The 25,848-nt window shown below is 66.1% G+C and carries 23 protein-coding genes, 2 tRNA genes and 2 pseudogenes; 11 read left to right on the plus strand and 16 right to left on the minus strand.

Annotated features, from left to right (window positions below; all coding sequences use genetic code 11):
- Positions 1–52 precede the first annotated feature (52 nt).
- The gene (locus tag AC1DDG_RS05090; protein WP_476875173.1) at positions 53–2,347 is read right to left on the minus strand and encodes a prolyl oligopeptidase family serine peptidase; all 2,295 of its coding nucleotides are present in this window, start codon (positions 2,345–2,347) and stop codon (positions 53–55) included.
- Positions 2,348–2,408: 61 nt separating this feature from the next.
- Between AC1DDG_RS05090 and AC1DDG_RS05095 the strand changes: the two genes are divergently transcribed.
- On the plus strand, positions 2,409–4,388 hold the full coding sequence (locus AC1DDG_RS05095; RefSeq protein WP_476875174.1) for an FAD/NAD(P)-binding protein: 1,980 nt from the start codon (positions 2,409–2,411) through the stop codon (positions 4,386–4,388).
- 1 nt (position 4,389) lies between these two features.
- Here the strand turns inward: AC1DDG_RS05095 and AC1DDG_RS05100 are convergent.
- The 4 genes and pseudogenes from AC1DDG_RS05100 to AC1DDG_RS05115 form a co-directional block, all read right to left on the minus strand.
- Positions 4,390–6,339, minus strand: a pseudogene (locus tag AC1DDG_RS05100) (bifunctional metallophosphatase/5'-nucleotidase); the annotation flags it as partial.
- Positions 6,340–6,422: 83 nt separating this feature from the next.
- A complete protein-coding gene (locus AC1DDG_RS05105) occupies positions 6,423–7,244 on the minus strand; it encodes a VOC family protein (RefSeq protein ID WP_476875175.1) in 822 nt (273 codons plus the stop codon).
- A 105-nt stretch (positions 7,245–7,349) separates the two neighbouring features.
- On the minus strand, positions 7,350–7,550 hold the full coding sequence (locus tag AC1DDG_RS05110) for a hypothetical protein (RefSeq protein ID WP_476875176.1): 201 nt from the start codon (positions 7,548–7,550) through the stop codon (positions 7,350–7,352).
- A 197-nt stretch (positions 7,551–7,747) separates the two neighbouring features.
- Positions 7,748–7,835: transfer RNA gene (locus tag AC1DDG_RS05115), tRNA-Ser, on the minus strand.
- Positions 7,836–7,949: 114 nt separating this feature from the next.
- On the opposite strand from AC1DDG_RS05115, the gene AC1DDG_RS05120 reads away from it, so the two are divergent.
- From AC1DDG_RS05120 to AC1DDG_RS05155, 8 genes and pseudogenes are all read left to right on the plus strand, one after another.
- Positions 7,950–8,933, plus strand: a complete 984-nt coding sequence (locus tag AC1DDG_RS05120) for an NAD(P)H-quinone oxidoreductase (RefSeq protein ID WP_476875177.1) — start codon at positions 7,950–7,952, stop codon at positions 8,931–8,933.
- A 150-nt stretch (positions 8,934–9,083) separates the two neighbouring features.
- A complete protein-coding gene (locus AC1DDG_RS05125; protein WP_476875178.1) occupies positions 9,084–9,698 on the plus strand; it encodes a PadR family transcriptional regulator in 615 nt (204 codons plus the stop codon).
- Positions 9,695–9,919: pseudogene (locus AC1DDG_RS05130) on the plus strand (ATP-binding cassette domain-containing protein); the annotation flags it as partial. The gene AC1DDG_RS05125 and the pseudogene AC1DDG_RS05130, both read left to right, overlap by 4 nt.
- A gap of 188 nt (positions 9,920–10,107) precedes the next feature.
- Positions 10,108–12,408, plus strand: coding sequence for a carbon starvation CstA family protein (locus tag AC1DDG_RS05135; RefSeq protein ID WP_476875179.1), 2,301 nt, complete (start codon positions 10,108–10,110; stop codon positions 12,406–12,408).
- Complete coding sequence (locus tag AC1DDG_RS05140) at positions 12,408–12,659, plus strand: YbdD/YjiX family protein (RefSeq protein ID WP_476875180.1); 252 nt, start codon at positions 12,408–12,410, stop codon at positions 12,657–12,659. Before AC1DDG_RS05135 ends, AC1DDG_RS05140 begins: the two co-directional genes overlap by 1 nt.
- Positions 12,660–12,806: 147 nt before the next feature.
- Positions 12,807–13,484 carry a bacterial proteasome activator family protein gene (locus tag AC1DDG_RS05145; protein WP_476875181.1) on the plus strand — a complete coding sequence of 226 codons (678 nt, stop codon included), beginning with the start codon at positions 12,807–12,809 and terminating at the stop codon, positions 13,482–13,484.
- Between the two features lie 6 nt (positions 13,485–13,490).
- Positions 13,491–13,934, plus strand: coding sequence for a hypothetical protein (locus AC1DDG_RS05150; RefSeq protein WP_476875182.1), 444 nt, complete (start codon positions 13,491–13,493; stop codon positions 13,932–13,934).
- Between the two features lie 139 nt (positions 13,935–14,073).
- Positions 14,074–14,919: an aldo/keto reductase gene (locus AC1DDG_RS05155; protein ID WP_476875183.1), complete on the plus strand. Its 846-nt coding sequence runs from the start codon at positions 14,074–14,076 to the stop codon at positions 14,917–14,919.
- Between the two features lie 105 nt (positions 14,920–15,024).
- Here AC1DDG_RS05155 and AC1DDG_RS05160 read toward each other — a convergent pair whose 3' ends face one another.
- From AC1DDG_RS05160 to AC1DDG_RS05190, 7 genes are all read right to left on the minus strand, one after another.
- On the minus strand, positions 15,025–15,204 hold the full coding sequence (locus AC1DDG_RS05160) for a hypothetical protein (RefSeq protein WP_230119941.1): 180 nt from the start codon (positions 15,202–15,204) through the stop codon (positions 15,025–15,027).
- 39 nt (positions 15,205–15,243) lie between these two features.
- Positions 15,244–16,209 carry a hypothetical protein gene (locus AC1DDG_RS05165; protein ID WP_476875184.1) on the minus strand — a complete coding sequence of 322 codons (966 nt, stop codon included), beginning with the start codon at positions 16,207–16,209 and terminating at the stop codon, positions 15,244–15,246.
- A gap of 41 nt (positions 16,210–16,250) precedes the next feature.
- Positions 16,251–16,643: an Hpt domain-containing protein gene (locus AC1DDG_RS05170; protein WP_476875185.1), complete on the minus strand. Its 393-nt coding sequence runs from the start codon at positions 16,641–16,643 to the stop codon at positions 16,251–16,253.
- Positions 16,644–16,803: 160 nt separating this feature from the next.
- Positions 16,804–17,058: a hypothetical protein gene (locus AC1DDG_RS05175; RefSeq protein WP_476875186.1), complete on the minus strand. Its 255-nt coding sequence runs from the start codon at positions 17,056–17,058 to the stop codon at positions 16,804–16,806.
- 585 nt (positions 17,059–17,643) lie between these two features.
- Complete coding sequence (locus tag AC1DDG_RS05180) at positions 17,644–17,982, minus strand: hypothetical protein (RefSeq protein ID WP_476875187.1); 339 nt, start codon at positions 17,980–17,982, stop codon at positions 17,644–17,646.
- 123 nt (positions 17,983–18,105) lie between these two features.
- Positions 18,106–18,279: a CsbD family protein gene (locus AC1DDG_RS05185; RefSeq protein WP_230119936.1), complete on the minus strand. Its 174-nt coding sequence runs from the start codon at positions 18,277–18,279 to the stop codon at positions 18,106–18,108.
- Between the two features lie 712 nt (positions 18,280–18,991).
- Positions 18,992–19,528: a hypothetical protein gene (locus AC1DDG_RS05190; protein WP_476875188.1), complete on the minus strand. Its 537-nt coding sequence runs from the start codon at positions 19,526–19,528 to the stop codon at positions 18,992–18,994.
- Positions 19,529–19,758: 230 nt separating this feature from the next.
- Here AC1DDG_RS05190 and AC1DDG_RS05195 point away from each other — a divergent pair, with 230 nt between their 5' ends.
- On the plus strand, positions 19,759–20,832 hold the full coding sequence (locus tag AC1DDG_RS05195) for a DNA polymerase IV (protein WP_476875189.1): 1,074 nt from the start codon (positions 19,759–19,761) through the stop codon (positions 20,830–20,832).
- A 96-nt stretch (positions 20,833–20,928) separates the two neighbouring features.
- Here AC1DDG_RS05195 and AC1DDG_RS05200 read toward each other — a convergent pair.
- The 4 genes from AC1DDG_RS05200 to tmk all read right to left on the minus strand — a co-directional run bounded on the left by AC1DDG_RS05200 (position 20,929) and on the right by tmk (position 24,574).
- Positions 20,929–21,001: transfer RNA gene (locus AC1DDG_RS05200), tRNA-Thr, on the minus strand.
- Between the two features lie 139 nt (positions 21,002–21,140).
- Positions 21,141–22,715, minus strand: coding sequence for an alpha/beta hydrolase (locus AC1DDG_RS05205; RefSeq protein ID WP_476875207.1), 1,575 nt, complete (start codon positions 22,713–22,715; stop codon positions 21,141–21,143).
- 63 nt (positions 22,716–22,778) lie between these two features.
- Entirely contained in the window at positions 22,779–23,921 is a 1,143-nt protein-coding gene (locus AC1DDG_RS05210) for a DNA polymerase III subunit delta' (RefSeq protein WP_476875190.1), read from the minus strand.
- On the minus strand, positions 23,918–24,574 hold the full coding sequence (tmk, locus tag AC1DDG_RS05215; RefSeq protein WP_476875191.1) for a dTMP kinase: 657 nt from the start codon (positions 24,572–24,574) through the stop codon (positions 23,918–23,920). Before tmk ends, AC1DDG_RS05210 begins: the two co-directional genes overlap by 4 nt.
- Positions 24,575–24,660: 86 nt before the next feature.
- On the opposite strand from tmk, the gene AC1DDG_RS05220 reads away from it, so the two are divergent.
- Positions 24,661–25,845 carry a trans-sulfuration enzyme family protein gene (locus tag AC1DDG_RS05220; RefSeq protein WP_476875192.1) on the plus strand — a complete coding sequence of 395 codons (1,185 nt, stop codon included), beginning with the start codon at positions 24,661–24,663 and terminating at the stop codon, positions 25,843–25,845.
- Positions 25,846–25,848: the final 3 nt, after the last annotated feature.

Here is a 25,848-nt window from a genome sequence, read left to right on the forward strand (position 1 = left end):
AACGGCGTCAGCACGCGGCCTAGGCGGGCCGGCGGCGGCGTTCCGCCCCGTGTCAGGCGGTCCCGCCCGCGAGGGACCTCCAGAGAAAATGCTGGCTGCGGCTCTGGAGCGCGGCGGCCTGCCTGTTGTCCGAGGCTCCGGCATGCCCGCCTTCAAGCGCCTCGTGGAACCAGACGTTGGGAATGCCCATGGCCTCCATGCGGGCGGCCATCTTGCGGGCCTGCACCGGGCCCACCCGGTCGTCCGACGTCGCGGTCCAGATGAAGGTCTCCGGGTAGTCCACCCCGTCCCTGAGCAGGTGGTACGGCGAGAACGTCCTGATGAATTCCCACTGTTCCGGGACGTCCGGATCACCGTACTCGGCAATCCACGAATGACCCGCGGAGAGCCTGGTGTACCGGCGCATATCCAGTAGGGGCACGCCGCAGGACACGGCGCCGAACAGTTCCGGGAAGCGCGTCAGCATGTTGCCCACGAGGAGCCCGCCGTTGGAGCCGCCCACACAGCCAAGGCGCTCCCGGCTCGTGACACCCCGCGAGATAAGGTCCTTTGCGACGGCGGCGAAGTCCTCGAACGCGCGGTGCCGGTTCTCCTGCAGCGCAGCCCGGTGCCAGGAAGGACCGTATTCTCCGCCGCCGCGGATGTTGGCCACCACATAGACGCCGCCGCGGCTGTGGGGCGCTGCACCGTCGGCGCCGGCCGATTCCGCGGTCCGCCGCTCCAGCCAGGCCCGGCCCACCGCGCCGCTGTAGGCGGGCGTGCGCGAGACCTCGAAGCCGCCGTACCCGAAGAGCTGGGTGGGGTTCTGCCCGTCGAGCACCAGGTTGCGCGCCGCAATCTGGAAGTACGGCACCCGGGTGCCGTCCTCGGACACGGCAAAGTGCTGCTGCACTTCGTAGCCGGCATCGTTGAAGAACGACGGCGATGCCTTGACCACTGCGTGGCTGCTCACCACGCCTGCGTCCTGGGCGTGGTTTTCCCTTGACAGGGTTCCGCGGGTCAGCGTGGTGGGGGTGGTGAAGCCGGTGGCGACGAGCCAGAAATCGTCGCCTGCCCCTCGCGGTCCGCCGGGGGAGCGGTGTCCGCCGTCGGAGCCGCCTTCTGCGTCGTCCTCGTCGTCCACGGCGAAGGCGTTGACGTCGTGCAGGGGAGGGCACGCATCCAGCAGGGAGGAGGCCCAGGCGCCGGCCCGATGGTCAGCGTCAGCTTCAGCCCCTGCCCCCGAAGCGGGCTGCGACGGGTCCAGCACCCGGATTTCCGAGGAGACGTCACGCAGGAGGTTCAGCAGCAGGAAGTTCCGCGTCCAGCTCCAGGACTGCAGCGACGTGTGGGCATCCGGGGTGAAGAGGACCGTCAGCCTGCGCTCGCCGGCAACGTAGCGGTCAAAATCCGCCGCGAGCAGCGAACCCGCCGGATAGCTCGTTCCGTCCACTGTCCACTCGCGCTGCGGCCGGAAGAGCAGCCATTCCCGGTGCGCGCTGAGGTTGACGTCCGTGGGCGCATCGACTGCCGTCCAGGACCCGTCCCGCAGCACAGAGGTTGTCCGGTTGAAGAAGTCGATCCAGTCAACGGCGAAGGTCCGTTCAAACCCCGGCGTGGAGTCGTGGGCCACGATCGCCATCATGTGGTCCTCGGGGATCTCGAAGATCCTGGCCGCATCGGCCAGGGACTGGCCGCGGTGCAGTTTCACGCCGGTGCGTGCGTAGGATGAGGCGGTCCGCGGCAGGGCGTCCGCCGTGCTGGCTACCAGCAGCGTATCCGCGTCAAGCCACGAAACGTTGCCCTTCGCCGTCGGAAGGTCAAAGCCGCCGGCGACGTGGTCAACGAAACTGCGGGTCTCGACGTCGAACTCGCGGTAGCGGTTGGCGTCGCCCCCGTCGGGGGAGAGGGCCAGCAGCGCCAGCCGGTAGGGCAGGCCAGGTTCCGGCCGGAGGAAGTTTGCCCCGTGGAAGACCCATTCCTCACCTTCGGCGGCGGCGAGCGCATCCACATCGAGCAGCACGTCCCATTCGGGGGCGTCGGTGCAGTAGCTCTCCCAGGTGGTCCGGCGCCACAGGCCCTTCGGGTTCTGCCGGTCCTTCCAGAAGTTGTAGTACCAGTCGCCACGCTTGCTCACCATGGCGATCTTGTCCGTGGAGTCCAGCACTTCGAGGATCTCGCCTTCGAGGCGGGCATAGTCCGCGTCCTCCAGAAGGTCCTCCGTCCTGGCATTCTGCTCCCGGACCCAGGCCAGTTGTTCCTCGCCGTAGATGTCCTCGAGCCAGATGTTTTCATCGGTGGGCTCGGGCGCGGTTTCGGGGGGAACGGCGCCGGACGCGGCGGCGGAATCAGCTGCTGTGGTGGTCATGGCCCCAACCAAACAACATCCCGGCTCAGCTAGCAAGTCACATGCCGATACTCTGGATGCCGTGGTCACATCGCAAAGCATCCGGACGGTACTGATAGGCGCCGGGCCGAGGGGTACCAGCGTGCTGGAGCGGCTGCTCGCTAACTGGGCCGCGGCGGCCACGTCCGGATCTGTTTCATCCGGTTCGTCGTCCGAATCGGCGCCGGTACAGGCGAAAGCCGGCCTGCACATCGACGTGGTCGATCCCTACCCGGCCGGCGCGGGGCATGTGTGGCAGCCCGGACAGTCGCGGCTGTACCTGATGAACACGCAGTCGTTCTACCCCACGCTCATCCCGGAGGACCCGCAGCTTGCCGCCCCGGTTGCCGGCACAACGTTTGACCGCTGGCGGGCCCGGCAGCAGCAGGATCCCCTTCCCGGGCTGACCGAAGAGGAACTCGCGGAACTGGCCGTGCTCGGCTCCGGTGACTTCCCCAGCCGTGCCCTGTACGGCCGCTACCTCCGCTCCACGCTTGAGGAACTCCTCGCGGTGGTGCCCGACGGCGTCACGGTGGACTTCCACGAAACGTCGGCCACCGCCGTGCGCCCCTCGCCGGACGGAACGTTCGACGTCGAGCTGGCCGGCGGCGGGACGCTTGCCGCCGATTCCGTGGTGTTGGCACTGGGCCACCTGGACTCCAGGCTTAGCCCGGAGCAGCGCCAACTGCAGGCAGCTGCCGCCCAATTCGGACTGCGCTACTTTCCGCCTGCTGTTCCTGCCGACGTCGACTGGTCGACTGTTCCAGCCCGCGAACCGGTGCTGGTCCGCGGGATGGGGCTGAACTTCTTTGACGTCATGGGCCAGCTCACCGAGGGCCGGGGCGGGAAGTTCGTGGACGCCGGAGACGCCCTTGAGTACCTGCCCTCGGGCCAGGAACCGCTGATCATCGCCGCGTCCCGGCGCGGCACGCCGTACCGTTCCAAGGCCACTCTTGAGGGCTACTACCCGGCGTCGGTGACCCTGCGGTACTGCACCGGGGCCGCCTTGCGGAGGTTCGCCGCAGCCGGCATCGTTCCGGCCTTCGACCACGACCTCTGGCCGCTCCTGCACCGCGATGCCCTGTGGGCGTACTACTCCACGCTGGTGCGTTCCGAGCCTGCAGCCGTGCCGGATCCGGCCAGGTTCCTGAAGGAACTGGACGAGGCGCTGCACCCACATGCCCATACGACGGCAAAATGGGAAGAGATTGTCAGGGCGGTCATCGAAGGACATGTCCGCCCCGACGGCAGGCTGGATCTGCTGAGCCTCGCGGCGCCGCTGGCGGGACAGCCGTTCGGTTCCCGCGCGGAGCTGGACGCCGCCGTCGTCGACTATCTGCTCGACGACGCCCGCCGCTCTGCCCTCGGCGAGGACGACCCCCTGAAGATGACCATCGGTGCGCTGCACCACGGCCGCGCCGTGCTGAAGTCAGTGGTGGCCGACGGCGGCATCACCGACGAGTCGTGGGTCGCCGGGCTGCGGGGCTGGTTTGAGTCGTTTGTGGAAGGCCTCGCCAGCGGGCCCCCGGCGCTCCGTGCCGAGCAGCTCGCCGCATTGGCCCGCGCAGGCGTGGTCAGTTTCGTGGGACCGGACCCCAAATTCGGGCTGGACCGGAAGGCGGGGTTCTTTACCGCCGCGTCACCGTGGGTGAAGGACGCCGCCGCGAAGGCCCGCACCATGGTTGAGGCCCTGGCACCGGCCAACCGGGTGTCCGTCAACGAGTCTCCGCTGCTGGAACAGCTCCTCGCCGACGGGCTGGTGCGGCCGCGGACGATGATGACGGTTGAAGGAACACCGGTGCAGTCCTCGGGACTGGATGTCAGCCCGCATCCTTACCGGCCGGTGGCAGCCAACGGAGAAGTTGCCAAGCGGGTCTTCGTGCTGGGCCTCCAGCTCTCGGCAACCCAGTGGGGAACGGCGATCGCCGCCGAAGCCGTGCAGCAGGCCGGCCCGGTCTACGCCAGCGGCCAGCGCACCCTGCGCGACGCCGACGAAATCGCCCGCGCCATCCTCAAGCCCTGACGGGGCCGACGGCAGAGACCACGACGGTGACCTTCACCACGGTTCCCGACTCAATGGCGGTGAGGATCAGCGTTCCGACGCCGGCTGCAGCCTTTGCTGGCACCGCGAGGTTCACTGTGGCTGCCCCGGAGGCCGCGGGAACCGTGCCCAGCGGGGTGGTCGTGCCCGCCGCGTCCGTGAAAACCGCAGTCAATGACTTGTTGGCCGGGCTGCCCAGCGAGGCCAGGTCCAGCTTGGAGACTTCGAGCGTCAAGGCGTCGCCGCCCTTGACCGCCGCCGCCGTCGAGTTGACGACGGACACGGTGCGCCGGGCAAAGTCAGGGGACGCGGGGTTGTGCTCCTGCAGGTACCTGATCCATGCGTCGCGGTCCACGAGGCCGGAGTCTTTGGTGCCCGTGCCTTCCTTGAAGACCCGGAAGTTGTCGCCGCCCGTTGCCAGGAAGCTGAACATCCCGATCCGGCAGGGCTTGGCCGGATCAAGCGGTTTCCCGTTCACCCGGATCGCGGTAATGCGGTCTCCCGCTGCGCGGGCGGCGTCGTAGGTGTAGTTGACGTTCTCGGACAGGCCCAGCTGCTGGTAGGCGCGGCTCGGGACGCTGCCGTCGGGGTTGGTCTGCCACTGCTGTTCCAGGAGCGTCTTGAACTGTGCCCCGCTGAGGGAGGCGGTCCACAGGTTGTTCACGAATGGCAGGACGGAATTGGCCTCGGCGTACGTGATAGTTCCGTCGGGTGCGAAGTACAGCTCGTTGCGCAGCCCGCCGGGATTCACGACGCCGATTTCGGCTCCGCCCAGTTCCGGCGCCTTGAGCGCATCCACGAGAGAGTCGGCCACGAGGTTGCCCAGGGTGGACTCGCTCGCGCGGTCGTCCCGCTTCGCCGGAGTGGTGTCCGTGACGGGAGTGAACGCCGTGGTGATATCAGCGGTCACCCTGCCCACCGGCTGGTTTCCGATTTCAGCAGCCTCGGCGAGGGCCTTCCTGACGATCACGTCGACGGCGGCGACCCTGGGGTAGACGGCCACAAGGTCCGCGGCGGCATCAGTGGTGCGCTTGACGTTTCCTGCCTTGTAGCCGGTGACAGCCTTCGTCCTGGTGTCCACGGTCAGCTGGATCTGTCCAATGTTCTCGCCGTAGTTGCCGGTCTGCACAATGGGCCGGGTCTTGCCCTCCACCCCGGGAACGGGAGCATCCCACGCGTACTCCTTGTGGGTGTGGCCGTTGAAGATCGCATCCACGTCGGCGGATGTTTCGGAGACCAGCTTGGCGAAGGGGCCGCCGGCGGCCACCTCCTGCTCCAAAGTGGCGCCTTCCGGTGTTCCGGACCCTGCGCCGTCGTGGTTTTCCACGACGATCACGTCTGCCAGGTCCTCCGCCTTGATCCTGGCCGCAACGCGGTTGATGGCGTCGACGGGATCGCCGAACTCAAGCCCAGTGATCCCGGCAGGAGTGACGAGGGAGGGCACTTCCTGGGTCACGGTGCCGATGACGGCCACCTTGATGCCGCTCATCTCGAGGACCGTGAACTCCGGCAGCACGGGCTCCGAGGTGCCCTTCCTGCAGACGTTGGCGCCGAGGTAGGGAAACTTGGCGTTGCTGCCGCCGGCGACGCGGTCGCGCAAATCCGCCCAGCCGCGGTCGAACTCGTGGTTGCCCACCGCGGAGGCCCTCAGCTCCAGTGTGTTGAGGACATCGAGGGTGGGCTGGTCCCTTGCAGCAGAGGACGCGAACAGCGATGCCCCGATGTTGTCCCCCGCGGAGAGGAAAGCAGTGGGGCCCGGTGCAGCGGCGCGCAACATCTCCACGGTGCCGGCGAACAGCACCGTGTTGGTGTCGATGCGGCCGTGGAAATCGTTGATGCCCAGGAAGTTCAGGTCAACGGTGGCCGGAGCGGCAGGGCCGGCCGGCAGGTCAAGGCCAGCGAGCACGGGGTCGTGGTCGCTGGCCCTGTACTGGCCGATACCGGCCAGTCGCTTCGCTGGAAGGTCCTGGCCGGTATTTTTCACAGGAATTTACTTGCGGTGGACGGTTTTAGCGATCAGGCCCCCGCAGTCTCCGCCTCCGCGGTCTGGGCCTGGGCGCCCTGCCCAGTGTCCTGCACGATCCTGAACCTGGCGCCGGTGGGATCCGCCAAGGTGGCCAGCCGCCCGAAGGGTGTGTCGTCGGGTCCGTCGACGACGGTGGCGCCCAGGCTGACGGCCTTCTCGATGGATGTATCGGCGTCCCCCACGGCGAAGTAGACGACCCAGTTCGACGGGACCTCGGCTGGCAGGTCCGCCGCGGCATCGTAGATCCCGGCCTTCGCGTCTCTGCCCGCGCCCAGAGTCGTGTAGCGGAACTCCGGGGTATCGCTCATGACGTCCGTGTTCCAGCCAAAGACGTCCTGGTAGAACTTCACAGCGGTGGCGTAGTCCTTGGTGTGAAGCTCGTGCCACGCAGGGGTGCCGGGTTCGGCAACCACTTCATACCCGCGCATTTCGCGGGGCTGCCATACGCCGACGGCAGCGCCGGACGGATCGCCGAAGAACGCCATGTGGCCCTGTTCCGGGACGTCCATGGGTTCCATGTACACCTGGCCGCCGTTGGCCGTGACTGCGGTGGCCGTGGCGGCGGCGTCGTCAGTGCGCAGGTACGTGGACCACATGTCCGGCATGGCCGCCTGGTCCTCCTGCTTCTGCATGATTCCCGCGACCAGTTTGCCGTTCTTGTTGGCGGTGATGTAGCCGCCGTATTTTTCCTGGTCCCCGGTCTGGAAGTCCCAGCCGAACAGTTCGCCATAGAACTGCCGGGAAGTGTCGGTGTTGGAGGTCATCAGGTCAATCCAGCAGGGTGCTCCGGGCGTGATGTCTGGGGTGGGCATAGTCAGCTCCTGTAGTGGGCCGCGAAACAAGTCCGCAGGTCAAAGGGATATGGAGACAGGATCGACACTATGCCCGCGGTATGACAGTTTCAATGGCTCCGGCAGTCAGAGCCGGTCGGAATACGAGGTGGCGGGTTCGTTGTCGTCGTCGGCTTCGACCCACTCGATGAAGTCCTTGAGCGACATGCACCAGTAGTAGTCCGAGTACCTCAGTCTCTGCTTTTCGGCCTTGCTCACGACGGCTACATCTCCCCAATAGCAGCAGGTGCGGAACGGTGCCCTTTCGCGGGATCTGAAGTTGAGCACCGCTGATTCCTTCCAGTGAACGCCAACAGGGCTGTCTGCGCATGAGTGGTGCGTACTCGATTTTTCGGCGGGCAGGTACTCGCCGGTACTTGGTTTAGGGCGCCGAATGCGGGGTCTACCTGCCCATGAAAAAGGCCGGCCGAACCAACCTTGCGATTGGCTCAACCGGCCCCTGACTGTGCGCAGATTGCGCTACGCGGAAGGTAAGAGATTCGAACTCTTGGTACGGGGTTACCGCACACTGGTTTTCAAGACCAGCTCCTTCGGCCGCTCGGACAACCTTCCGTGACTAGTAGTGTTTCATAGGCAGTTGGCTGCAACAAAAACCGAAAGGTGGCCGTTGCTGTCAGTGCACACTATTTTTGGGGCAGGAATGAGCAAGAAAATCGGGAGTTCTCCATGAAAGCCGTCTACATCTCGGAGCCGGGCGGGCCGGAAATGCTGGAAATCCGGGACGTTCCGCCTCCCGTTCCGGTCCAGGGCGAGGTCCTGATCGACGTCGTGGCCGCGGGCCTGAACCGTGCAGACGTGCAGCAGCGGAGGGGCTTCTACCCGCCGCCTCCGGGTGCATCGGAAATTCCGGGGCTCGAGGTTTCCGGCCGCATCGCCGGATTCGGGCCGGGGGTCACCAAGGCGTTTTCCATCGGGGACAAGGTGGTGGCCTTGCTGGCCGGCGGCGGCTACGCCCAGCAGGTCGCGGTCCGCTCGGAGCAGGTTCTGAGGATTCCCGACGGCGTTGACCTGGTCACCGCTGCCGCCCTCCCGGAGGTTGCGGCCACCGTGTACTCGAACCTCATCATGACTGCGCAGCTGCAGCCGGGAGAGACGGTCCTGATCCACGGCGCCACCGGCGGCATCGGCACCATGGCCATTCAGTTCGCCAAGGCATTCGGTGCGACTGTTGCCACCACGGCCGGCACTGACGAGAAAGTCAGCACGGCCAAAGCCTTCCTCGGTGCCGATATTGCGATCAACTATGCCGAGGAGAACTTCCCGGAGAGCCTCCGGGCCCAGAACGGCGGCAAGGGCGCGGACGTGATCCTCGACGTCGTGGGCGCCAAGTACCTGCAGCAGAACATTGACGCCTTGGCCGACTACGGCCGGCTCATCGTCATCGGACTGCAGGGCGGTGCCAAGGGCGAACTGGATCTCGGGCAGTTGCTGCGGAAACGCGCGGCGGTCGTCGCCACGGCGCTCCGGCCCCGTCCGGCCGAAGAGAAGGGCGTGATCATGACCGCCGTCAGGGATGCCGTCTGGCCACTTATCGCCGACGGCCGGATCCACCCCCTCGTGGCCAAAACCTTTCCACTGGACCAGGTCAGGGCGGCCCATAAGTACTTCGACTCGGGCGAGCACGTGGGCAAGATCCTCCTGGTCATGTAACCCCGCGCAGGCCGCCGGTTCCAGCGGCAGGGACTCCATGCATACCCGGTATTGCCATGTCCGGGCAATGCCGCTAGGCTCGCCATATACGCGGTATGCACTGGTCTTGGGGGCCGGTGCATGCCGCGGCCTTCCCAGCCAAGGAGCACCATGTCCATCCGCCACAGCCTCCTCGCCCTGCTGCAGGACCAGCCGCGCTACGGCTACCAGCTCAGGGTCGAATTCGAAGACCGCACCGGGTCCACCTGGCCCCTGAATATCGGGCAGGTCTACACCACACTGGACCGCCTCGAACGCGACGGCCTGGTCAGGAACGACGGCGGCGACGGCGAAGGCCACGTGGTCTACAGCATCACCGCTGCCGGCACTGCCGAGGTCCAGGGCTGGTTCGCCACCCCGGTGGAGCGCAGCAATCCGCCGCGGAATGAGCTCGCCATCAAACTGGCCCTCGCCGTCACGCTGCCTGGAGTGGACGTGGCCTCCATCATTCAGGCCCAACGCGTGGCGTCCATGCGGGCACTTCAGGACTACACGAAGTCCCGGCGGGACACGGCCGCCAGCCAGCGCCCGGGTGACACTGCCTGGCTGCTGGTGCTCGACTCGCTGATTTTCCAGACCGAAGCGGAGGTCCGCTGGCTGGATCTATGCGAAGCCCGCATGGTCCAGCTCTCACAGACGGCCGGCACTCACAGCGCAGCACGCAAAACATCCAACGGGGTCATTGTGGAAGAGGCCGCCCCGCTCAACGCGGAGACGCGCCGGTGAGCGTCCTGGGGCCGCGGCAGGTCCTGGAGCTCGCCAAGGTCAGCAGGACTTTCGGCCGGGGCGCGACGGCGGTTGCCGCCCTGCGCGACGTCGACCTCACCGTCAGCGCGGGCGAGTTCGTTGCGGTGATGGGGCCGTCGGGATCCGGCAAGTCATCGCTGCTGGCGCTGGCCGGCGGACTGGACCGGCCGACGTCGGGCGGTGTCTTTGTGGAGTCCACAACTAGCCCCGTCGGATTCCCGGCCTGCCGCAGTGACCGAACGGCCGGAAGAAACCCGTTCACCGCCTCTGCTGCACCGCTCGGCGCTTCGCCGGGCGGCACCTGGCCGTTGTCGGCTCGATTCTTGGCGCCCGTTGGTAGGGTGCGCCGGAGAGGATTGTCAGATTATTTAGATCTCAAGGAGGAGACATGGGCACTATGCCTCATGGCAGCGGCCGGACAGCGGACGGGAATCTGGACCTTGTTCCGGACCCGTCGCTTCCGGCCACGTCCCTGGATGATTCCGTCCGGGAAGCGGAAGACCGCAAATGGACTCCGGCCAAGATTGCCGTCTGGGTTGCCATCGCGCTCCTGGGTGGAGTGGCCTGGTTCATGTTGGCCGTTGTCCGCGGCGAAACGGTCAACGCCATCTGGTTCGTCTTTGCCTCGGTGTGTACGTACCTGATCGGCTACCGCTTCTACTCCAAGTTCATCGAGAAGCATCTGCTCAGGCCCAACGACCGCAGGGCCACGCCGGCCGAGTACAAGGCCGACGGCAAGGATTACGTGCGCACGGACCGGAACGTCCTGTTCGGCCACCACTTCGCCGCCATCGCCGGTGCCGGCCCGCTGGTCGGACCGGTCATTGCGGCCCAGATGGGGTATCTGCCCGGCACCATCTGGATCATCATCGGCGTCGTCCTCGCAGGAGCCGTCCAGGACTATCTGGTCATGTTCTTCTCCATGCGTCGCGGCGGCCGGTCGCTGGGCCAAATGGCCCGCGAGGAACTAGGCGTCATCGGCGGCACCGCCGCCCTCGTGGCCACCCTCCTGATTATGGTGATCATCGTCGCCATCCTGGCGCTCGTCGTCGTGAATGCCCTCGGCGAAAGCCCCTGGGGCGTCTTCTCGGTGGCCATGACCATCCCCATTGCACTGTTCATGGGCGTGTACCTGCGGTTCATCCGGCCCGGCAAGGTCATGGAAGTCTCGATCATCGGCTTCGTGCTGCTCATGGGCGCCATCATTGGGGGCGGGGCAGTTGCCGGCACCGAATGGGGTGCCGCCGTCTTCCACCTGGACAAGGTGACCATCGCATGGGGCCTTATCGTGTACGGCTTCATCGCCGCGATCCTGCCCGTGTGGCTGCTGCTGGCTCCGCGCGACTACCTTTCCACCTTCATGAAGATCGGCGTGATCGTGATGCTGGCCCTCGCCATCATCGTGGTGCGCCCGGAAATCACCGTCCCGGCCTTCAGCGAGTTCGCCGGCCGGGACAACGGACCGGTGTTCCCTGGCGCGCTGTTCCCGTTCCTGTTTGTGACCATTGCCTGTGGAGCCCTGTCCGGCTTCCATGCGCTGATCTCGTCCGGCACCACGCCCAAGCTCATTGAGAAGGAGCGGCAGACGCGCTTCATCGGTTACGGCGGCATGCTCATGGAATCCTTCGTCGCCATCATGGCGCTCGTGGCCGCAATCTCGATCGACCGCGGCATTTACTTCGCCATGAACGCGCCTGCGGCGCTGACCGGCGGCACCGTGGAAACTGGGGCGCAGTGGGTCAACGGCCTCGGCCTGGCCGGCGTCAACATCACTCCCGATCTCCTGGCGCAGACCGCTTCCAATGTGGGGGAGGAGAGCATCATCTCCCGTTCGGGCGGCGCGCCCACCCTGGCAGTAGGCCTCGCCCACATCATGCAGCAGTTCATCGGCGGCACAGCCATGATGGCCTTCTGGTACCACTTCGCCATCATGTTTGAAGCGCTCTTCATCCTGACCGCCGTCGACGCCGGAACCCGCGTTGCGCGGTTCATGCTGCAGGATTCCATCGGCAACTTCGTGCCGAAGTTCAAAGAAGCCTCCTGGCGGCCAGGAGCATGGCTCTGCACGGCGGTCATGGTCGGCGCGTGGGGTGCTGTGCTCCTGATGGGCGTCACGGATCCGCTGGGCGGCATCAACACGCTGTTCCCGCTGTTCGGCATCGCCAACCAGCTGCTGGCGGCCATCGCGCTCGCGGTCTGCATGGCCATCGCGGCCAAACGCGGTGCGTTCAAGTACCTGTGGATCGTCGCGTTGCCGCTGGCGTTTACTGCCGTCGTCACCATCACAGCGAGTTTCCAGAAGATCTTCTCTGACGTGCCGGCCGTGGGTTACTTCGCCAACAACGCCGCCTTCTCGAAGGCCCTCGCTGACGGCAAGACGTCCTTCGGCACGGCGAAGACCGTGACGGCCATGGAAGCCGTGGTCCGCAACACCATGATCCAGGGCTGGCTATCGGTGATTTTCGTGGTGCTGAGCATCGTCGTCATCGTCACCGCGCTGGTGGCCACGGTGAAGGCGTTCCGCAACAGCGCCGCCGGCGTTCCGAATGCCGACCACGAGGACACGCCGCAGCCGTCCCGCGTCTACGCACCGGCAGGATTGATCCCCACTCCGGCCGAGCGCGAGCTGATGGCCGAGTGGACCAGGCTTCCGGCGGACCAGCGCTTCGAGAGGGCGGGCCATCACTGATGGGCGCCGGGCAGAGAACTGCGGCGCCGGGGTCCGCGGGGCACGGCTCCGCCGGACCGCAGAACGCCGTTGCCGCGGGCTTACGCGGCTTCGCCCGGTACTTTCAGGGCGTCATGGGTGCGGACGCGTATGCGAAGTACCTGGAGCATCACTCGGCCGCCGGCCACGGCACTCCGCCCATGGGCGAGCGGGAATTCTGGCGCGACCGGACCGACCGCCAGGACAGCAACCCGCAGGGGCGGTGCTGTTGAGCAGGGCGGGGGCGACCCCGTGGCTGGCCGGCACCCGCCAGGCGTACTGGCGCCGAAAACGGGGTTTCGCTACGGACGAAACGAAATCCAGGTCAAGGAGCTTCATTGACTGGACTCGGCGTTCCGGGCTCGTGAGAGTATGAACGCATGAGCGATCCGAACGACACTCAAACCGCCCGGGCGGCCGCCACCGATGCCGGTTCACAGGCCGGGTCCCGTCCCGGTGAGGACGTCCCCGTGGAGGGCACCACCCTTGACCCTGACGCGGTCCCGGCAGGTGGCGACCACGCTTCGGAGCCGTCGAAGCCCAAGGGCAGCAGCCTTCAGGACCTGGTGGATGAGCCCGCCAAGGTGATGCGGATCGGCACGATGATCCGGCAGTTGCTGGACGAGGTGAAGTCGGCGCCCTTGGACGACGCCGCCCGCGGCAGGCTGGCGGAGATTCATGAGCGCTCCATCAAGGAACTCGAGGACGGGCTGGCCCCGGAACTCGTTGCCGAGCTGGAACGCATCAGCCTTCCGTTCCCGGACAATGCCACGCCGTCTGACGCTGAGCTGCGGATTGCCCAGGCCCAGCTGGTCGGCTGGCTGGAAGGCCTGTTCCACGGCATCCAAACCGCCGTTGCTGCCCAGCACGCGGCCCGGGATCATGCCATGGCCCAGATGCAGCTGCGCCAGCTTCCGCCGGGCACTGTCATCGCTCCCGGCGTGGTTATGGGAGAGAACGGGGAGCCCCAGCGGGCCAAGGCTCCGCAGCCGGGATCCGATCCGCTCAGGCCTGGGCGGCAGGAAGACCCTGACCACGGTCCGGGCCAGTACCTGTAGTTCGGCTTGGGGTTTTTTACCGCTGCCCGGCAAGGGCGGAAAGACGACGCCGAACTCGGTAAAGGGCTGTGGCGGCGAGCCCACGACCGCTTCCACCGGGGTCTGGACCGCTACCACCAGATTCTTGAAGGCGTGGAGGACGAGCAGCTCTATGGCGAACTCGTCGAGATCGCGAACCAGCTCGCGGAGCTGTCCGGCCGCGTCCGGCAGGTCTGCGTTGAGGCGCAGCGGCGCTCTCCCAGCGACGGGCTGGACATCCCGCACGCGCTGTCCGGCGTCCACCGCGCGCTGTCGAAGGCGGGAAACTCGCTGGCGGCCACGGCCGAAGCCGCGGCAATGCTCCGCCTCGCCGTTGGTCCCGTTCCCGTGGGCGCGGCATCGGTTTGGCGGCGGGCCGAGACGGTCTTCGAGCAGGTGGCCGACGCGGAGCGGCAGCTCGCCGAAGCCTGACCTGGCCCAAGACTGGGACAGCTGTCGCCCGGTCGCCCGGCGGGCATGCAAAAAATTCCCGGATTCCGAGCGTTAAGCGCCTAGCTTAGCTTCCGGCCATTGCGTGCACCGAAGCGGGAATTGTTGGCAGGATGGACAGATGACTTCTTCACCGACACTGACATTCAATGACGGCAATACCATTCCCCAGCTCGGCTACGGCGTGTGGCAGGTCGAGGACGATGTAGCTGAAAAGGTCGTCTTCCAGGCGTTCCAGGCGGGGTTCCGCCACATCGACACGGCCAAGATCTACGGCAACGAGTCCGGCGTGGGCCGCGCCATCGCGAGCTCCGGGCTGTCGCCGGAGGAAATTTTCATCACCACCAAGCTGTGGAACGCGGACCAGGGCTACGAGTCCACGCTGGCGGCGTTCGAGGAATCACTGGAGCGCCTGGGCCTCGAATCCCTTGACCTGTACCTGATCCACTGGCTCCAGCCGAAGCAGGACAAATACGTGGACACCTGGAAGGCGCTGATCGAGCTGCAGAAACGCGGCCGGGTCAAGTCCATCGGTGTTTCCAACTTCACCGTTGAGGGCCTGCAGCGCGTCATCGATGAGACCGGAGTGGTGCCGGCCATCAACCAGGTGGAACTGCATCCCTTCTTTAACCAGGCCGAGCTCCGGGAATTCAATGCCTCCAAGGGCATTCTGACCCAGGCGTGGTCCCCGCTGGGCCAAGGCGGTGAGCTCCTTGAGGACGCCACCATCACGGCAATCGCGGACAAGCACGGCGCCACTCCCGCTCAGGTTGTCCTCGCCTGGCACCTGGCCATCGGCAACGTGGTCATCCCCAAGTCGGTGACCGAGTCCCGCATCCGCGAGAACTACGATGCGCTGAACGTGACGCTTGACGCGTCCGACGTCGAAGCCATCAACGGCCTGGACCGCACGGCGGCGGGAACGGGACGCATCGGGCCGGACCCGGCCGTGTCCGACTTCGCCTGACCTTTAGCCGCGCAGGCCCCGCCCGCTGAGCTGATCCACCGGATCTGCTGCAGTGCAGCTGACCTCAGCCGGGCGGGGCCTTTGCTGTCCAGATGGCAGCGGCGGTTAAGCCGCTGCTTGGGCCTGCTGGGCAGCCACGGCATCAACGACGGCCCAGTCGTGCTCGCCGGAGAGGCAGCGGCTGGCGAACCGTTCGGCGTCGGCGGCGGTATCGAAGACCTCGGTCCGGACCCGCCCGCAGTCGGCTTCAAAGTACGTTACGTGGAATTCCTGGTTCATTTCCATGACTCAATGGTGCAACCGGGGTCTGACATTATTTGTCCTTCAGTCCGGTGTGTTGCGCAACCGGAGCACCCGTTCCTTCGCCAGCATGGCCGTTCGCTGGCTCTTCTCGGCGGCCCTGGCTGACTGCTTCGCCTCGGCAGTTGCCGTTTCAAGGTCCTTCCGGACGGCTTCCAGGGAGTCCTCCGCCTTCCTGAGCCGCTGTCTTGTCTCGCGCACCTCGGCCGTGAGGCGGGTGAACTCCGCTGCCGCGTCCTGCAGGGTTTCGTCACGGGACTCGGCCTCCGTGGCGGCTGCCTGCGCCGCGGCTTCAGCCTCGGCGAGTGCCGCCAAGGCTTTGTCCAGGACCGACGGCGATGAGGGGCGGGGCGTCCGGCGCACCGCCTGCATCCGCGGTTTCTCAGGCCCCTCCGGCGGCTGCCGGCGGCTGACCTTTGGAGGCGGCCCCGCATGCCCGCCGGTGACCCGCGGGGGCTGCTGCAGCGGCCCCAGGGCGGCAGGAACCGCAACTGCGCCGCTGAGATCAACCTGGTCCACGCCGTCGGCCGTGAGAACCCGCAGCAGCAGCCCGCTCTGTACGGCAGCCGCGGCAGCTGTGTCGGCAGTGGCGGCCCGCAGGGTCTCTTCCACCTCCGAGGCCACCGCCCCGCTAATGGAACGGCCCTGCTCCTCTGCTGCGCGCCGTGCGGTATTCACGGCCGCTGCAAGAAGCTTGCGCCGCTCCCGGGACAGCTCCCACAGGGCGGCGGCGTCGAGCGCGGCCTGGGCCCCCTGCATCGTCTGCCCGAGGTCGCGGAGCTCCCGCACGGCGTCTGGCCGGTGATGCGCCAGCATATTGACAGTCCAGGCTGCGATGGAGGGCTTGGGGAGTGCCTTGATGGCCTGGGCCAGCGGTCCGTTGGACTCTGCTGCCGCAGCCTTCCCGGCAGCAGTGCGGGCAGCCACGAATTCGTCGAAGGGCAGCGCATACAGGCGTCCCGCAACGTCCGCCAGCTCCTGCTCCTCCATGCCAGCCATCTTAGGACGGCATGACAGGAAAAGCCGGGCACCTAGCCGGCTTCCGGACCTTTAGGCCGCGGTCCGGGGAGGTGGCCTTGGCGGTTAGCTTCGCGGACGAGCAGCCGGATGTTCGCGAACAGCACCGCCTTAGCAGCTTTCGGATCGGGCCAGTGTCCACGGTTCAGTGCGCGTTCAAGGTCCCGACAGTATGCTTCGAGACGAAGTGCTCCTGCCATGGCGGATGTTGCTCTCAGGCTCACCAGTGCCTCGGCGGCTGAGTCCGCGTCGTGGCCCGCTAGACCGCGAAGGATTTTTGCGGCGCGGACGGGCAGCATCTGCAGGTACTCGTCCATGAACGTATGCGCTGTGGCGGGGCCGGCTTCGTCCGCAAGAGACTGCAGGGCGCCGCTGTCCAGCACTGGCACGTCGTTCTCGTCTGTCACAGCAGCCCCCTGAATCCCGAGAAGAGCCGCGACGCTGCTGCACGGCTCTTTGAATAGTCCAGTGAGGACCTCAAGACCGTGGAAGAGTTCCCACAGGATCCGATCAAGAGTGGAAATCTCGGCGGCCACACGAACTAAGCGTGCAGGGGTACGGCAACCGTCAGTGCGGGACAGGCGTTCCGCCCCGGCGCCTGCGGGGTCTGCGGAGCCGGTCGGTCAGTGTCGCTAACAGCCGGATGAGGGTCCTGTGCAGGCCGGAGGCCACGGCATTCAGGAGAAGGAGCGCCAACTGTACAGCCCCGGCCAGAAGCAGGAGGAGGGACAGGATGATGAAGGCGGGCAGAAACATGATGAAGACGGCGATCATGGTCGCGAAGTAGCCAAGACCGTAGCCGACGAGCGTCGCCTGGTCCACCGGGATTCCATTCCAGCTGAGGGAGTTTCCGTGCTGCCGATTCCATCTTGCAGCGTTGGTGATGTGGCCCCCGGCCGCTTCCGCAACCGGGGACCACGTTGCGGGAGGGACAATCCGTACGCTGTCTGCTGCAGGTGCGCGACAATGCGCCTTGGCGTACTTTAGAAGCCCACCGCCCAAAAAACAGCCTTAGCGTGTTCCGGCATCCCATCCCGGTCCATGAGGCGATCTGATGTAGCTGACCTTCGCATAATCTCCTTTGAAACCTCCCGATAAGGCTGTTCTAGCACCGCTGGGACGGCCTGACAATAAGATTTTTTGGGCTACGGAACCGCCCGCTGGCGGGTCACCCTGCGAAGCCCAGCGTGCAGAACTTACGGGAGGCACCTGTGCGTTTCCGGTGCGTGCGCCACAGTTCCGGACCAGGCCGGCCCGCGCGCTCGGGCGCATTAAAAGGGCCGACGGCGGCTGGGGGGACCGCCCTGGTCTCAGACAGGCGGCTCCGCCGCCGGCCCAGCCCCGGTGATCCACTTCTTATTATCGTCCCTGCCTGCAATTCCGGCGAGGGGTACTTCCAGTCGTGGGCTACGATCGGATGGTTCGCACGGCTCCTCGAAGCGCGAACCCTGCTGCGGCCACCACCGGGACCATGCTCAGCAGAACAGCGATGGTGTTGGGCCGGAACACGAGGTGGCCGCCGCCGGCGCGGCTGTAAGCTCCGAGCGGTAAGACGAAGCCGCCTCCGCCGCCACCGGATGCACCGCCACGGTCGCTGCCTTCTGCGTCGGTGCCGCCCCCGAACCCGAAGGACACCAGGGCAACGGGGAGCAGCTCTACACCGCCGACCTGGACCGGAGGGCCGTACGCCCGGGACACGCCAACGTTCTTGAACGCTTCCAGCAGAGAAGAAAAAGTATCAGCCATGTCATCACTCTAGGCACCGGCGCCGGCCAACTCCATGGTGGCAATCCGAGGCTGATGACCTCTTGATGCACCAGAAGGGTGCAGCCCGCACTCGAGCTGCACCCTTCTGAATTATGCAGTGGACTATTCCTTGAAGGCGTCCTTGACCTTTTCGCCGGCCTGCTTCACGTCCGACTTTGCCTGGTCGCCCTGGCCTTCGGCTTTGAGGCTGTCATCGCCCGTGGCCTCGCCGGCAGCTTCCTTGCCCTTGCCGCCAAGCTTCTCGGCAGCGTTTCCGATCTTGTCATCCAAACCCATGGTGTTTCTCCCTACGGTTGGCTCCGCGGCGGGTCCGCCAGCGGCTTACCTTTTTACCCTAGCCCAAATCCTCGTCTAATACTAAGCATGCTGACTGCTTCGGCCGCCACCGGCCTATCCCGCGGCTGCTGCGCCTCTGGACTCGGGTGATAAGTAGGCTTACGATTAAATCGCGTAACGGAGCCTTTGGGCTCCGGGGGCAGCCCAATTTGGGGGAGGCCTCGAAACGCCGTCGGCGGCGTGTCTCACCGGCTAGCCCCAGTGCGAACCGCCGCCGACACCACAGCTGCAAGGCCGACTCTCAGTCCTTGCGTCGGGGGGGAGCACCAAGAGGGCATCACTGACGGCGCGCTGTCCGGCTGCGTCGGAGGGGGAGTTGACGACCTTCCCGTCCACGACCATGGTGGTGGGGGAAGTTGCCTACGTAAACCTTGGAGCCGCCCCCTCAATTCTGGGCGGCACTGGTGCAACCCTCGGTGCCAAATCCCGCGGTTATCCCATGATGCACAGGCAAGACTGGTCCTGTCCTGGAATTGAAGGTGCCGCGACCTGACAACCAGAACGGCCGGGTCCGGACGCGCTCCCCCAGCAGCACCGGACCCGGCAACTCCAAGCCAGGCGTCCCAAAGCGACTCCTGTCGTAGGAGGATTCAGGCATGGCAGCTGAGACGCTCAAGCCGACGCCGCGGGTAGGCTGGGAAAGGACATTGCCTTAGTCCCCGGGTCCGACACCCTGTCCACTAGGCGATTCAGGTGTATGACGGCGTTTCCAGCGGAACATCTGGAACGCAAGCCAAATGGTGCCCGCTATCGGCAGAAGCGGTAATACAAAGGCCTGTTCCTCGCGGATAGCCGACGCGACGGCAAAGATGACCCAGAGCAAAGCTGTGACGACGGCCGAGGAGATCATCGACCTCCGCGTGACGGGCTGGGACGGCAGCTCGATGCCCTCGTCCCGCAGCTGGCGTGTCTCCAGGACGGCGGCCCGCATCAGTGGAACGAAGACGGCAGCCAACGCGGCCACCACGAGCAGCTCGCGCCAGGGCTGCACGATGCCCGTTGCCTCCAAGGCGGATCCCAGCAGCGAGCCGAGCAGTAAGAACCAGAAGATCGCCCATCCTGCCAGTCGCCTCCGTTTCGGCGGCATGCCCTCGAGCGAATCCGGCGGCCAGTCCTGCCACTCGTACTTGTTGTCGTCTCTGCCTGTTCCCGCGGCCATGGCCATAGAGTAGCGGTGTTCCCACGTCATGGGCGCGACCTACTACCAGAAGCGCCTGGACCAGGCACGAGCTATGGCCGGGATCATGCCCGACCCGGATCGGGCTAAGCGACAACTGGGCTGACCTCGGGAAAGCGTCAAACGCCCGGCCTGCGCAGTCGGGTGGCGGCCAGTGGCCGAAGGTCGAGACCCGTCTGCATTCCTCGGCCGCATCATCGAGAGCCGATGCTTGCCAGGGATGTTTAGGGCAGACTGGTGGCGTGAGCGGAATCCGGTGGGTGTTACACGTCGATCTTGACCAGTTCATCGCGGCGGTCGAAGTGCTCCGGCGGCCGGAGCTTGCGGGCAAGCCGATCATTGTCGGCGGTCGGGGCGACCCCACGGAACGAGCCGTGGTGTCGACCGCATCCTACGAAGCCAGGGCGTTCGGCGTGGGTTCCGGAATGCCTTTACGCATTGCGGCCCGGAAAGTGCCAGACGCTGTGATCCTGCCCGTCGATCAGGAGGCTTACCTCGCGGCGTCTGAAACGGTGATGGCCACCCTGCGCGCGCAGCCCGGGGCCACCGTGCAGGTGCTTGGTTGGGATGAAGCCTTTATAGGCACTGAGACAGAGAATCCAGAATCCTACGCCCGGCAGGTGCAGGCCGCCGTCCTGGAGCGAACGCAGCTGCATTGCAGCGTTGGCATCGGCGACACCCTGGTCCGAGCCAAAGTCGCCACCGGTTTCGGCAAACCGGCTGGCGTCTTCCGTCTCACTTCCGGGAACTGGCTCGACGTCATGGGCAGTCGGCCCACCAAGGACCTGTGGGGCGTCGGAACCAAGGTGTCGGGCCGGCTGGCCAAACTCGGCATCAACACAGTCGCGGAGCTCGCCGCGTCCGACCCCCAAGACCTGGTTCCGGAGTTTGGCCCCAGGATGGGTCCTTGGTACGCGGAGCTCGGACGCGGGGACGGCGCCAGCGTTGTGGACGACACCCCGTGGGTTGCCCGCGGGCATAGCCGGGAGACCACTTTCCAGCGGGACCTGACCGAGCCCGCCCAGGTGGACGACGCCGTGAGGGAGCTGACAGCGCGTGTCCTTGAGGATGTTGTGGCCGAAGGACGGCCCGTGGTTGGGCTGACCCTCAAGGTTCGGTACGCGCCGTTCTTCACCAAAACCCACGCGAGGAAGATTCCCGAGACCTTCGACCGGAACGAAATCCTCGCGCGGGCCTTGGACCTCGCAGCCGGAATCGAAGCGGGCCGTCCGATCCGACTCCTGGGCCTGCGGGCCGAAATGGCAATGCCCGACGATGCCCGAAAGGGACATACGCCCACGCGCGGCGGTTGGTGAAAGTCGGTGTTCCCTGTGCCTGCCCAGGCCATTCCCCACAAGCAGCAGAAAACCCCGCATCCCCGCTGTATCAGCGGAAATACGGGGTTCTTCTCGAGCTTCCTATCAGAATCGAACTGATGACCTTTTCATTACGAGTGAAACGCTCTACCGACTGAGCTAAGGAAGCACCGCACCAAACAACCGGGAAAACCCGGCCGGTTCATGCAAGAGTCAACTGTAATCGAGTCCCTGCGCCCGGGTCAAAATGACGTGCGCCGAAGGCCGGAAACGGACTGCACGGGGGCCTGCCCGGCGGAACGGCCGAGTCAGCAGACGGTGTTGTCCGCCGGCTTCTTGCCGTCCACGAGGTAGTTGTCCACGGCGTTGGTGATGCAGCTGTTGGACCGGCCGTACGCCGTGTGGCCCTCGCCCTTCCAGGTCAGCAGTGAGGCGTTGCCCAGCTGTTTCCGGAGGGCGCTCGCCCACTCCACGGGCGTGGCGGGGTCACCCGTGGTGCCGACCACCACGATCGGGGAAGAGCCGCTGTATTCGACCGGTGCCGGTGTCCGCAGGTTCTTGTAGGGCCAGCTGGCACAGTTGGCGCCACCATACGCGAAGAAGTACCCCAGGGTGGGGGACACCTGGCGGAGCTGCTGCTCTTCGGCCCGCATGGCCGCCGGATTGCTGTTCGTCGGGTAATCCAGGCAGTTGATCGCGCCGAAGGCCAGGGCTGTGTTGGACGTGTATTTGCCGTTCGGTGCGCGGTCCGCGCCCAGATCCGCCAGGCGCAGCATCAGGCTGACGTCGCCCTTCATGGCCGCGTCCAGGGCCTGGGTCAGGGCAGGCCAGCTTTCATTGCCGTACATCGGCACGATCAGACCGCTGACGAACGTGTTGCCGCCTACGGTACGGCCGTCCTTGGCTGTGCGGGGTGTCGCGATTACGGACTGGATGATGTCGTGGATCTGCCGGATACCGTCGTCCACGGTGCCGCTCAGGGGGCAGCCTTCCTCGTTCAGGCAGTGCGCAACGTAGGCGTGCAGCGCTTTGTCGAAGGCCTTGGCCTGGCCTGCAGTCAGCTCTTCAGCGCTGAGCGACGGGTCGAGGGCGCCATCGAGGACCATCCGGCCCACGTTGTCGGGGAACAGCGAAGCGTAGGTTGAACCGAGGAAAGTTCCGTAGGAGAACCCCATGTAGTGGAGCTTGGAGTCATTGACCACGGCACGGAGGACATCGAGGTCCTTGGCCGCGCTGACGGTGTCGATGTGCCCCAGTACGGGGCCGGTCTGCTGGGCACATTTCGCCGCGATGGCCTTGTTGTCGGCGAGGAGAGCGGCCAGGCCGGAGTCCGTTTCAGGAGAGTAGATCTTGGCCCGGGACTCGTCCCGTTCGTTGTCCGTCAGGCAGTTGACGGGCGCCGAACGCTTGACGCCGCGGGGGTCGAAACCGATGAGGTCGTAGTTGGCCCGCACCTTGTCGGAGAAGTGGCTGTTTCCGGCGTCCCTCACGAAGTCGTAGCCGGAGGCACCGGGCCCGCCCGGGTTGACCAGCAGACTGCCCTGCTTGTTGGCTCCCGTGCTGGCGATCTTCAGGGCCGCGATTTCAATCGTTTCGCCGTTCGGCTTCGCATAGTCCAGCGGCACCTTGACCTTGGCGCACTGCATCTTGTCCTCGCATGGCCCCCACACCACCTTTTGGGAGTAAAAAGCCTGCAGCCCTTTCGGAGCTGCCGCCGCAATGGAGGGGTCCGCCTGCCCTGTGGAATTCCCCTGCGAGGCACCGTCCTTGGACAGCCCCAGGAAGCTGCACGACGTCAGGAGCACGACCACCGCCATGGCTCCGGCAGCCCGCAGCGCCGTAGCGAAGGAGCGCGATCGCGCGGTCAGGGGAGGTGTGGACATCATGCGGTACTCCTTGGGCAGAGGCGTTAGGCGTCGTCGGGCAGGTGGTCTGTTGACCGGAACCTAAATCAGGCCCGCGGCCATCGCCTCTATGGTCAAAAGCGGTGCAACGTTCGTGGTGGTGATGCGTTTCCGCGCCTTGTTGATGGCATCCATCCTGGCGAGGGTGACCTCCGGGCCCGAGCGGGCTGCGAAATCTTCCAGCTCGCTCCTCAACTCAACGTTGACGAGTTCCACGGAGTTTCCCATCTGGATGATCAGCACATCCCGGTAAAAGGAGAGGAGATCGGTCAGCGTCCGGTCCAGGGAATCAGTCACGGAGCGCTTCGCACGACGCTTCTGGTCATCTTCCAGCTGTTTCACCTGGCTGCGCATGGCGGGCGGCAGCGTTCCGGCCTCGGGGGCACCCAATGTGGCCAGCAGGGAGGCCTTCTCGGCGGCGTCCCGCTCCTCATTGGAGCTGTTGGCCTCCTCGGTGGCGATCTTGACCAGTTTATCAGCCATCATCACAGCGGCCGTAATGCCCCGGAGGCCCAGCGGGAAGCGGACTGTTTCCAACCGCCGTTCCCTGGCCTCGGCGTCGCGGGCCAGGCGCCGGGCAATTCCCACGTGACTTTGCGCCGCGCGGGCCGCGCGTTCGGCCACCGCCGGATCCACGCCGTCGCGCTTTACCAGCAGCGCCGCGACGTCGGCGGCCGGCGGCAGCCGCAGTGCCACTGCCCGGCACCGGGACCGGATGGTCACCAGGACATCCGCGGGGGAGGGGGCGCAGAGCATCCAGACGGTCCGCGGGGTGGGTTCTTCGATGGCCTTCAGCAGCACGTTTGTGGTGCGTTCGGCCATGCGGTCGGCATCCTCCACCACGATGATCCGCCACCGCCCAGACGAGGGCCTGTTGCCGGCCGTGGAAACGAGGTCCCGGGCCTCCTCGATGGTGATGGTCACCTTTTCGGTGCGGACGAAGGCGACGTCGGCGTGGGTTTCGCCGAGGATGGTCCTGCAGGCGTGGCACTCGCCGCAGCCACGCAGGGAGACGTCGTCCTGGTCACAGTTCAGCGCCGCGGCAAAGGCCTTGGCAGCGTTTGAGCGTCCCGAGCCGGGAGGGCCGGTGAACAGCCACGCGTGCGTCAGTCCTTCGCCCGTGGCTGCCTGCTGCAGCTGGGCGACGACGGCGGACTGGCCCTGAAGGTCATCCCAAACTGTCATCGCGGGGCCCTGCCGGGAGCGGCCAGAAGCCGGTCCACACGGTCAAGGATGCAGGCGGCAAGCTCATCCACGGACAACTGCGCCTCAAGCACCAGGTAACTGTCCGGGCGCGCTGCGGCAAGGTCCAGGAAGGCCTGCCGGATCCGGGCGTGGAATTCGTCGGCTTCCGATTCCAGCCGGTCCTCCTGGGCGTCACCGGCCGTGCGGCGGCTCCGGCCGTCGGCCGGATGGACATCCAGCAGGACGGTTAGGTCCGGCTGCAGCCCCGACGTGGCCCACTCGTTGATGCTCCGGACGGCGTCTGTGCCAAGATCCCGGCCGGCCCCCTGATAAGCCACGGAGGAATCGATGTAGCGGTCAGTGAGGACCACTTCGCCGCGCTCCAGGGCAGGCCGGATGACCTGGCTGGCGTGCGCGGCACGGGAGGCCGCGAAGATCAGCGCCTCCGTATGCGCGTCGATGTGGCCGTGGCCGTGATCCAGCACCAGGGAGCGCAGTTTTTCGCCAATCGGCGTGCCGCCGGGTTCCCTGGTCCGCAGCACGGTCAGGCCGCGTGATTCAAGCGTCCCGGCCAGCCGGGCGGCCTGCGTGGACTTGCCGGCGCCGTCACCGCCTTCGAAGGCGATGAAAAGTCCGGGATTCTGATTATTCACTGGTCCAGCCTACCGACAATCACTGACAGGAAGCCGCGCCAGTAGCCGCTTTTCCGCCCGGCAGGTGCCCAACGTACGCTTTGTTCATGAGCCTTTCCCAACAGCACGCCGCGTCCCTTTCGGCCGAGACCGTAGTCGTGGCCGCCGGCCGTCCTGCCCGTGAACACGACGAGCCTGTCAACCCGCCCATCGTGCTGTCCTCCACCTATTTCGGCACCGGTGCGCTGGATGACGGCGACCGGGGCTACGGCCGCTACGCCAACCCCACCTGGGATCCGTTCGAAGAAGCCCTGGGACAGCTTGAAGGCGCCACGCTGCCGGGCCTTCTCTATGCTTCGGGACTGGCTGCCGTCAGCTCCGCGCTGTCCCTCATTCCCGCGGGCGGTGTGCTGGTCATGCCGTCCCACAGCTATTCGGGCTCACTGGTCATGGCGGCCGAGCTGGCAGAAAAGGGCTTCATCGAGCTCCGCACGGTTGACATCGCGGATACGGATGCTGTCATCGAGCTGCTCGCCCCGGCGGGAGGAAAGCCCGCGGACATGCTCTGGCTCGAGAGCCCGACGAACCCCATGCTCGGCATCGCGGACATCCGGGCACTGACCCAGGCGGCGCACGACGCCGGAGCAATCGTTGTCACGGACAACACCTTCTCCACGCCGCTGGTACAGCAGCCACTCAGCCTGGGGTCCGACGTCGTCCTTCACTCGGTGACCAAATACCTGGCGGGACATTCCGACGTGGTGCTGGGCGCCCTCGTCACCTCGAACGCGGAACTGCGGGAAACCCTGCTCCATCACCGCATCATCCACGGCGGAATAGCGGGCCCCTTCGAGGCATGGTTGGCGCTGCGGGGGCTGCGGACGCTTGCGTTGCGGATCGAGCGCTCGCAGGCTTCGGCCGCGGTGCTCGCCGAAAGGCTCAGCACCCACCCGCAGATCGAAAGCGTCCGGTATCCCGGCCTGGCGTCGGATCCGGGACATGACCGGGCCAAGTCCCAGATGTCCGGCTTCGGCTCCGTCCTCTGCGTCCAGGTTGCGCCCGCCGGAGACCTCAACGGCGCCGATGCCGCAGACAGGCTGGTCCGCTCGCTCCAGCTCTGGCTGCCGGCCACCTCGCTCGGCGGCGTGGAATCACTGATCGAACGACGACGGCGGCACGCGGCCGAGCCGGTCAGCGTTCCGGAGAATCTGGTCAGGTTGAGCGTCGGCATCGAAAACGTCGAGGACCTTTGGTCCGATTTGCAGCAGGCATTGGACGCTTTGGACAGTTAGGCT

This window comes from Arthrobacter sp. 10L430, from assembly GCF_056395245.1.

What these genes read in the sequence shown, in the direction of transcription:
- AC1DDG_RS05180 (WP_476875187.1), bottom strand. Translation starts at nt 17,982, where the DNA reads ATGGCTGATACTTTTTCTTCTCTGCTGGAAGCGTTCAAGAACGTTGGC.
- AC1DDG_RS05135 (WP_476875179.1), top strand. Translation starts at nt 10,108, where the DNA reads ATGGGCACTATGCCTCATGGCAGCGGCCGGACAGCGGACGGGAATCTG.
- AC1DDG_RS05220 (WP_476875192.1), top strand. Translation starts at nt 24,661, where the DNA reads ATGAGCCTTTCCCAACAGCACGCCGCGTCCCTTTCGGCCGAGACCGTA.
- AC1DDG_RS05205 (WP_476875207.1), bottom strand. Translation starts at nt 22,715, where the DNA reads ATGTCCACACCTCCCCTGACCGCGCGATCGCGCTCCTTCGCTACGGCG.
- AC1DDG_RS05165 (WP_476875184.1), bottom strand. Translation starts at nt 16,209, where the DNA reads ATGGAGGAGCAGGAGCTGGCGGACGTTGCGGGACGCCTGTATGCGCTG.
- AC1DDG_RS05145 (WP_476875181.1), top strand. Translation starts at nt 12,807, where the DNA reads ATGAGCGATCCGAACGACACTCAAACCGCCCGGGCGGCCGCCACCGAT.
- AC1DDG_RS05140 (WP_476875180.1), top strand. Translation starts at nt 12,408, where the DNA reads ATGGGCGCCGGGCAGAGAACTGCGGCGCCGGGGTCCGCGGGGCACGGC.
- AC1DDG_RS05090 (WP_476875173.1), bottom strand. Translation starts at nt 2,347, where the DNA reads ATGACCACCACAGCAGCTGATTCCGCCGCCGCGTCCGGCGCCGTTCCC.
- AC1DDG_RS05190 (WP_476875188.1), bottom strand. Translation starts at nt 19,528, where the DNA reads ATGACGTGGGAACACCGCTACTCTATGGCCATGGCCGCGGGAACAGGC.
- AC1DDG_RS05160 (WP_230119941.1), bottom strand. Translation starts at nt 15,204, where the DNA reads ATGGAAATGAACCAGGAATTCCACGTAACGTACTTTGAAGCCGACTGC.
- AC1DDG_RS05210 (WP_476875190.1), bottom strand. Translation starts at nt 23,921, where the DNA reads ATGACAGTTTGGGATGACCTTCAGGGCCAGTCCGCCGTCGTCGCCCAG.
- AC1DDG_RS05155 (WP_476875183.1), top strand. Translation starts at nt 14,074, where the DNA reads ATGACTTCTTCACCGACACTGACATTCAATGACGGCAATACCATTCCC.
- AC1DDG_RS05125 (WP_476875178.1), top strand. Translation starts at nt 9,084, where the DNA reads ATGTCCATCCGCCACAGCCTCCTCGCCCTGCTGCAGGACCAGCCGCGC.
- AC1DDG_RS05120 (WP_476875177.1), top strand. Translation starts at nt 7,950, where the DNA reads ATGAAAGCCGTCTACATCTCGGAGCCGGGCGGGCCGGAAATGCTGGAA.
- AC1DDG_RS05185 (WP_230119936.1), bottom strand. Translation starts at nt 18,279, where the DNA reads ATGGGTTTGGATGACAAGATCGGAAACGCTGCCGAGAAGCTTGGCGGC.
- AC1DDG_RS05105 (WP_476875175.1), bottom strand. Translation starts at nt 7,244, where the DNA reads ATGCCCACCCCAGACATCACGCCCGGAGCACCCTGCTGGATTGACCTG.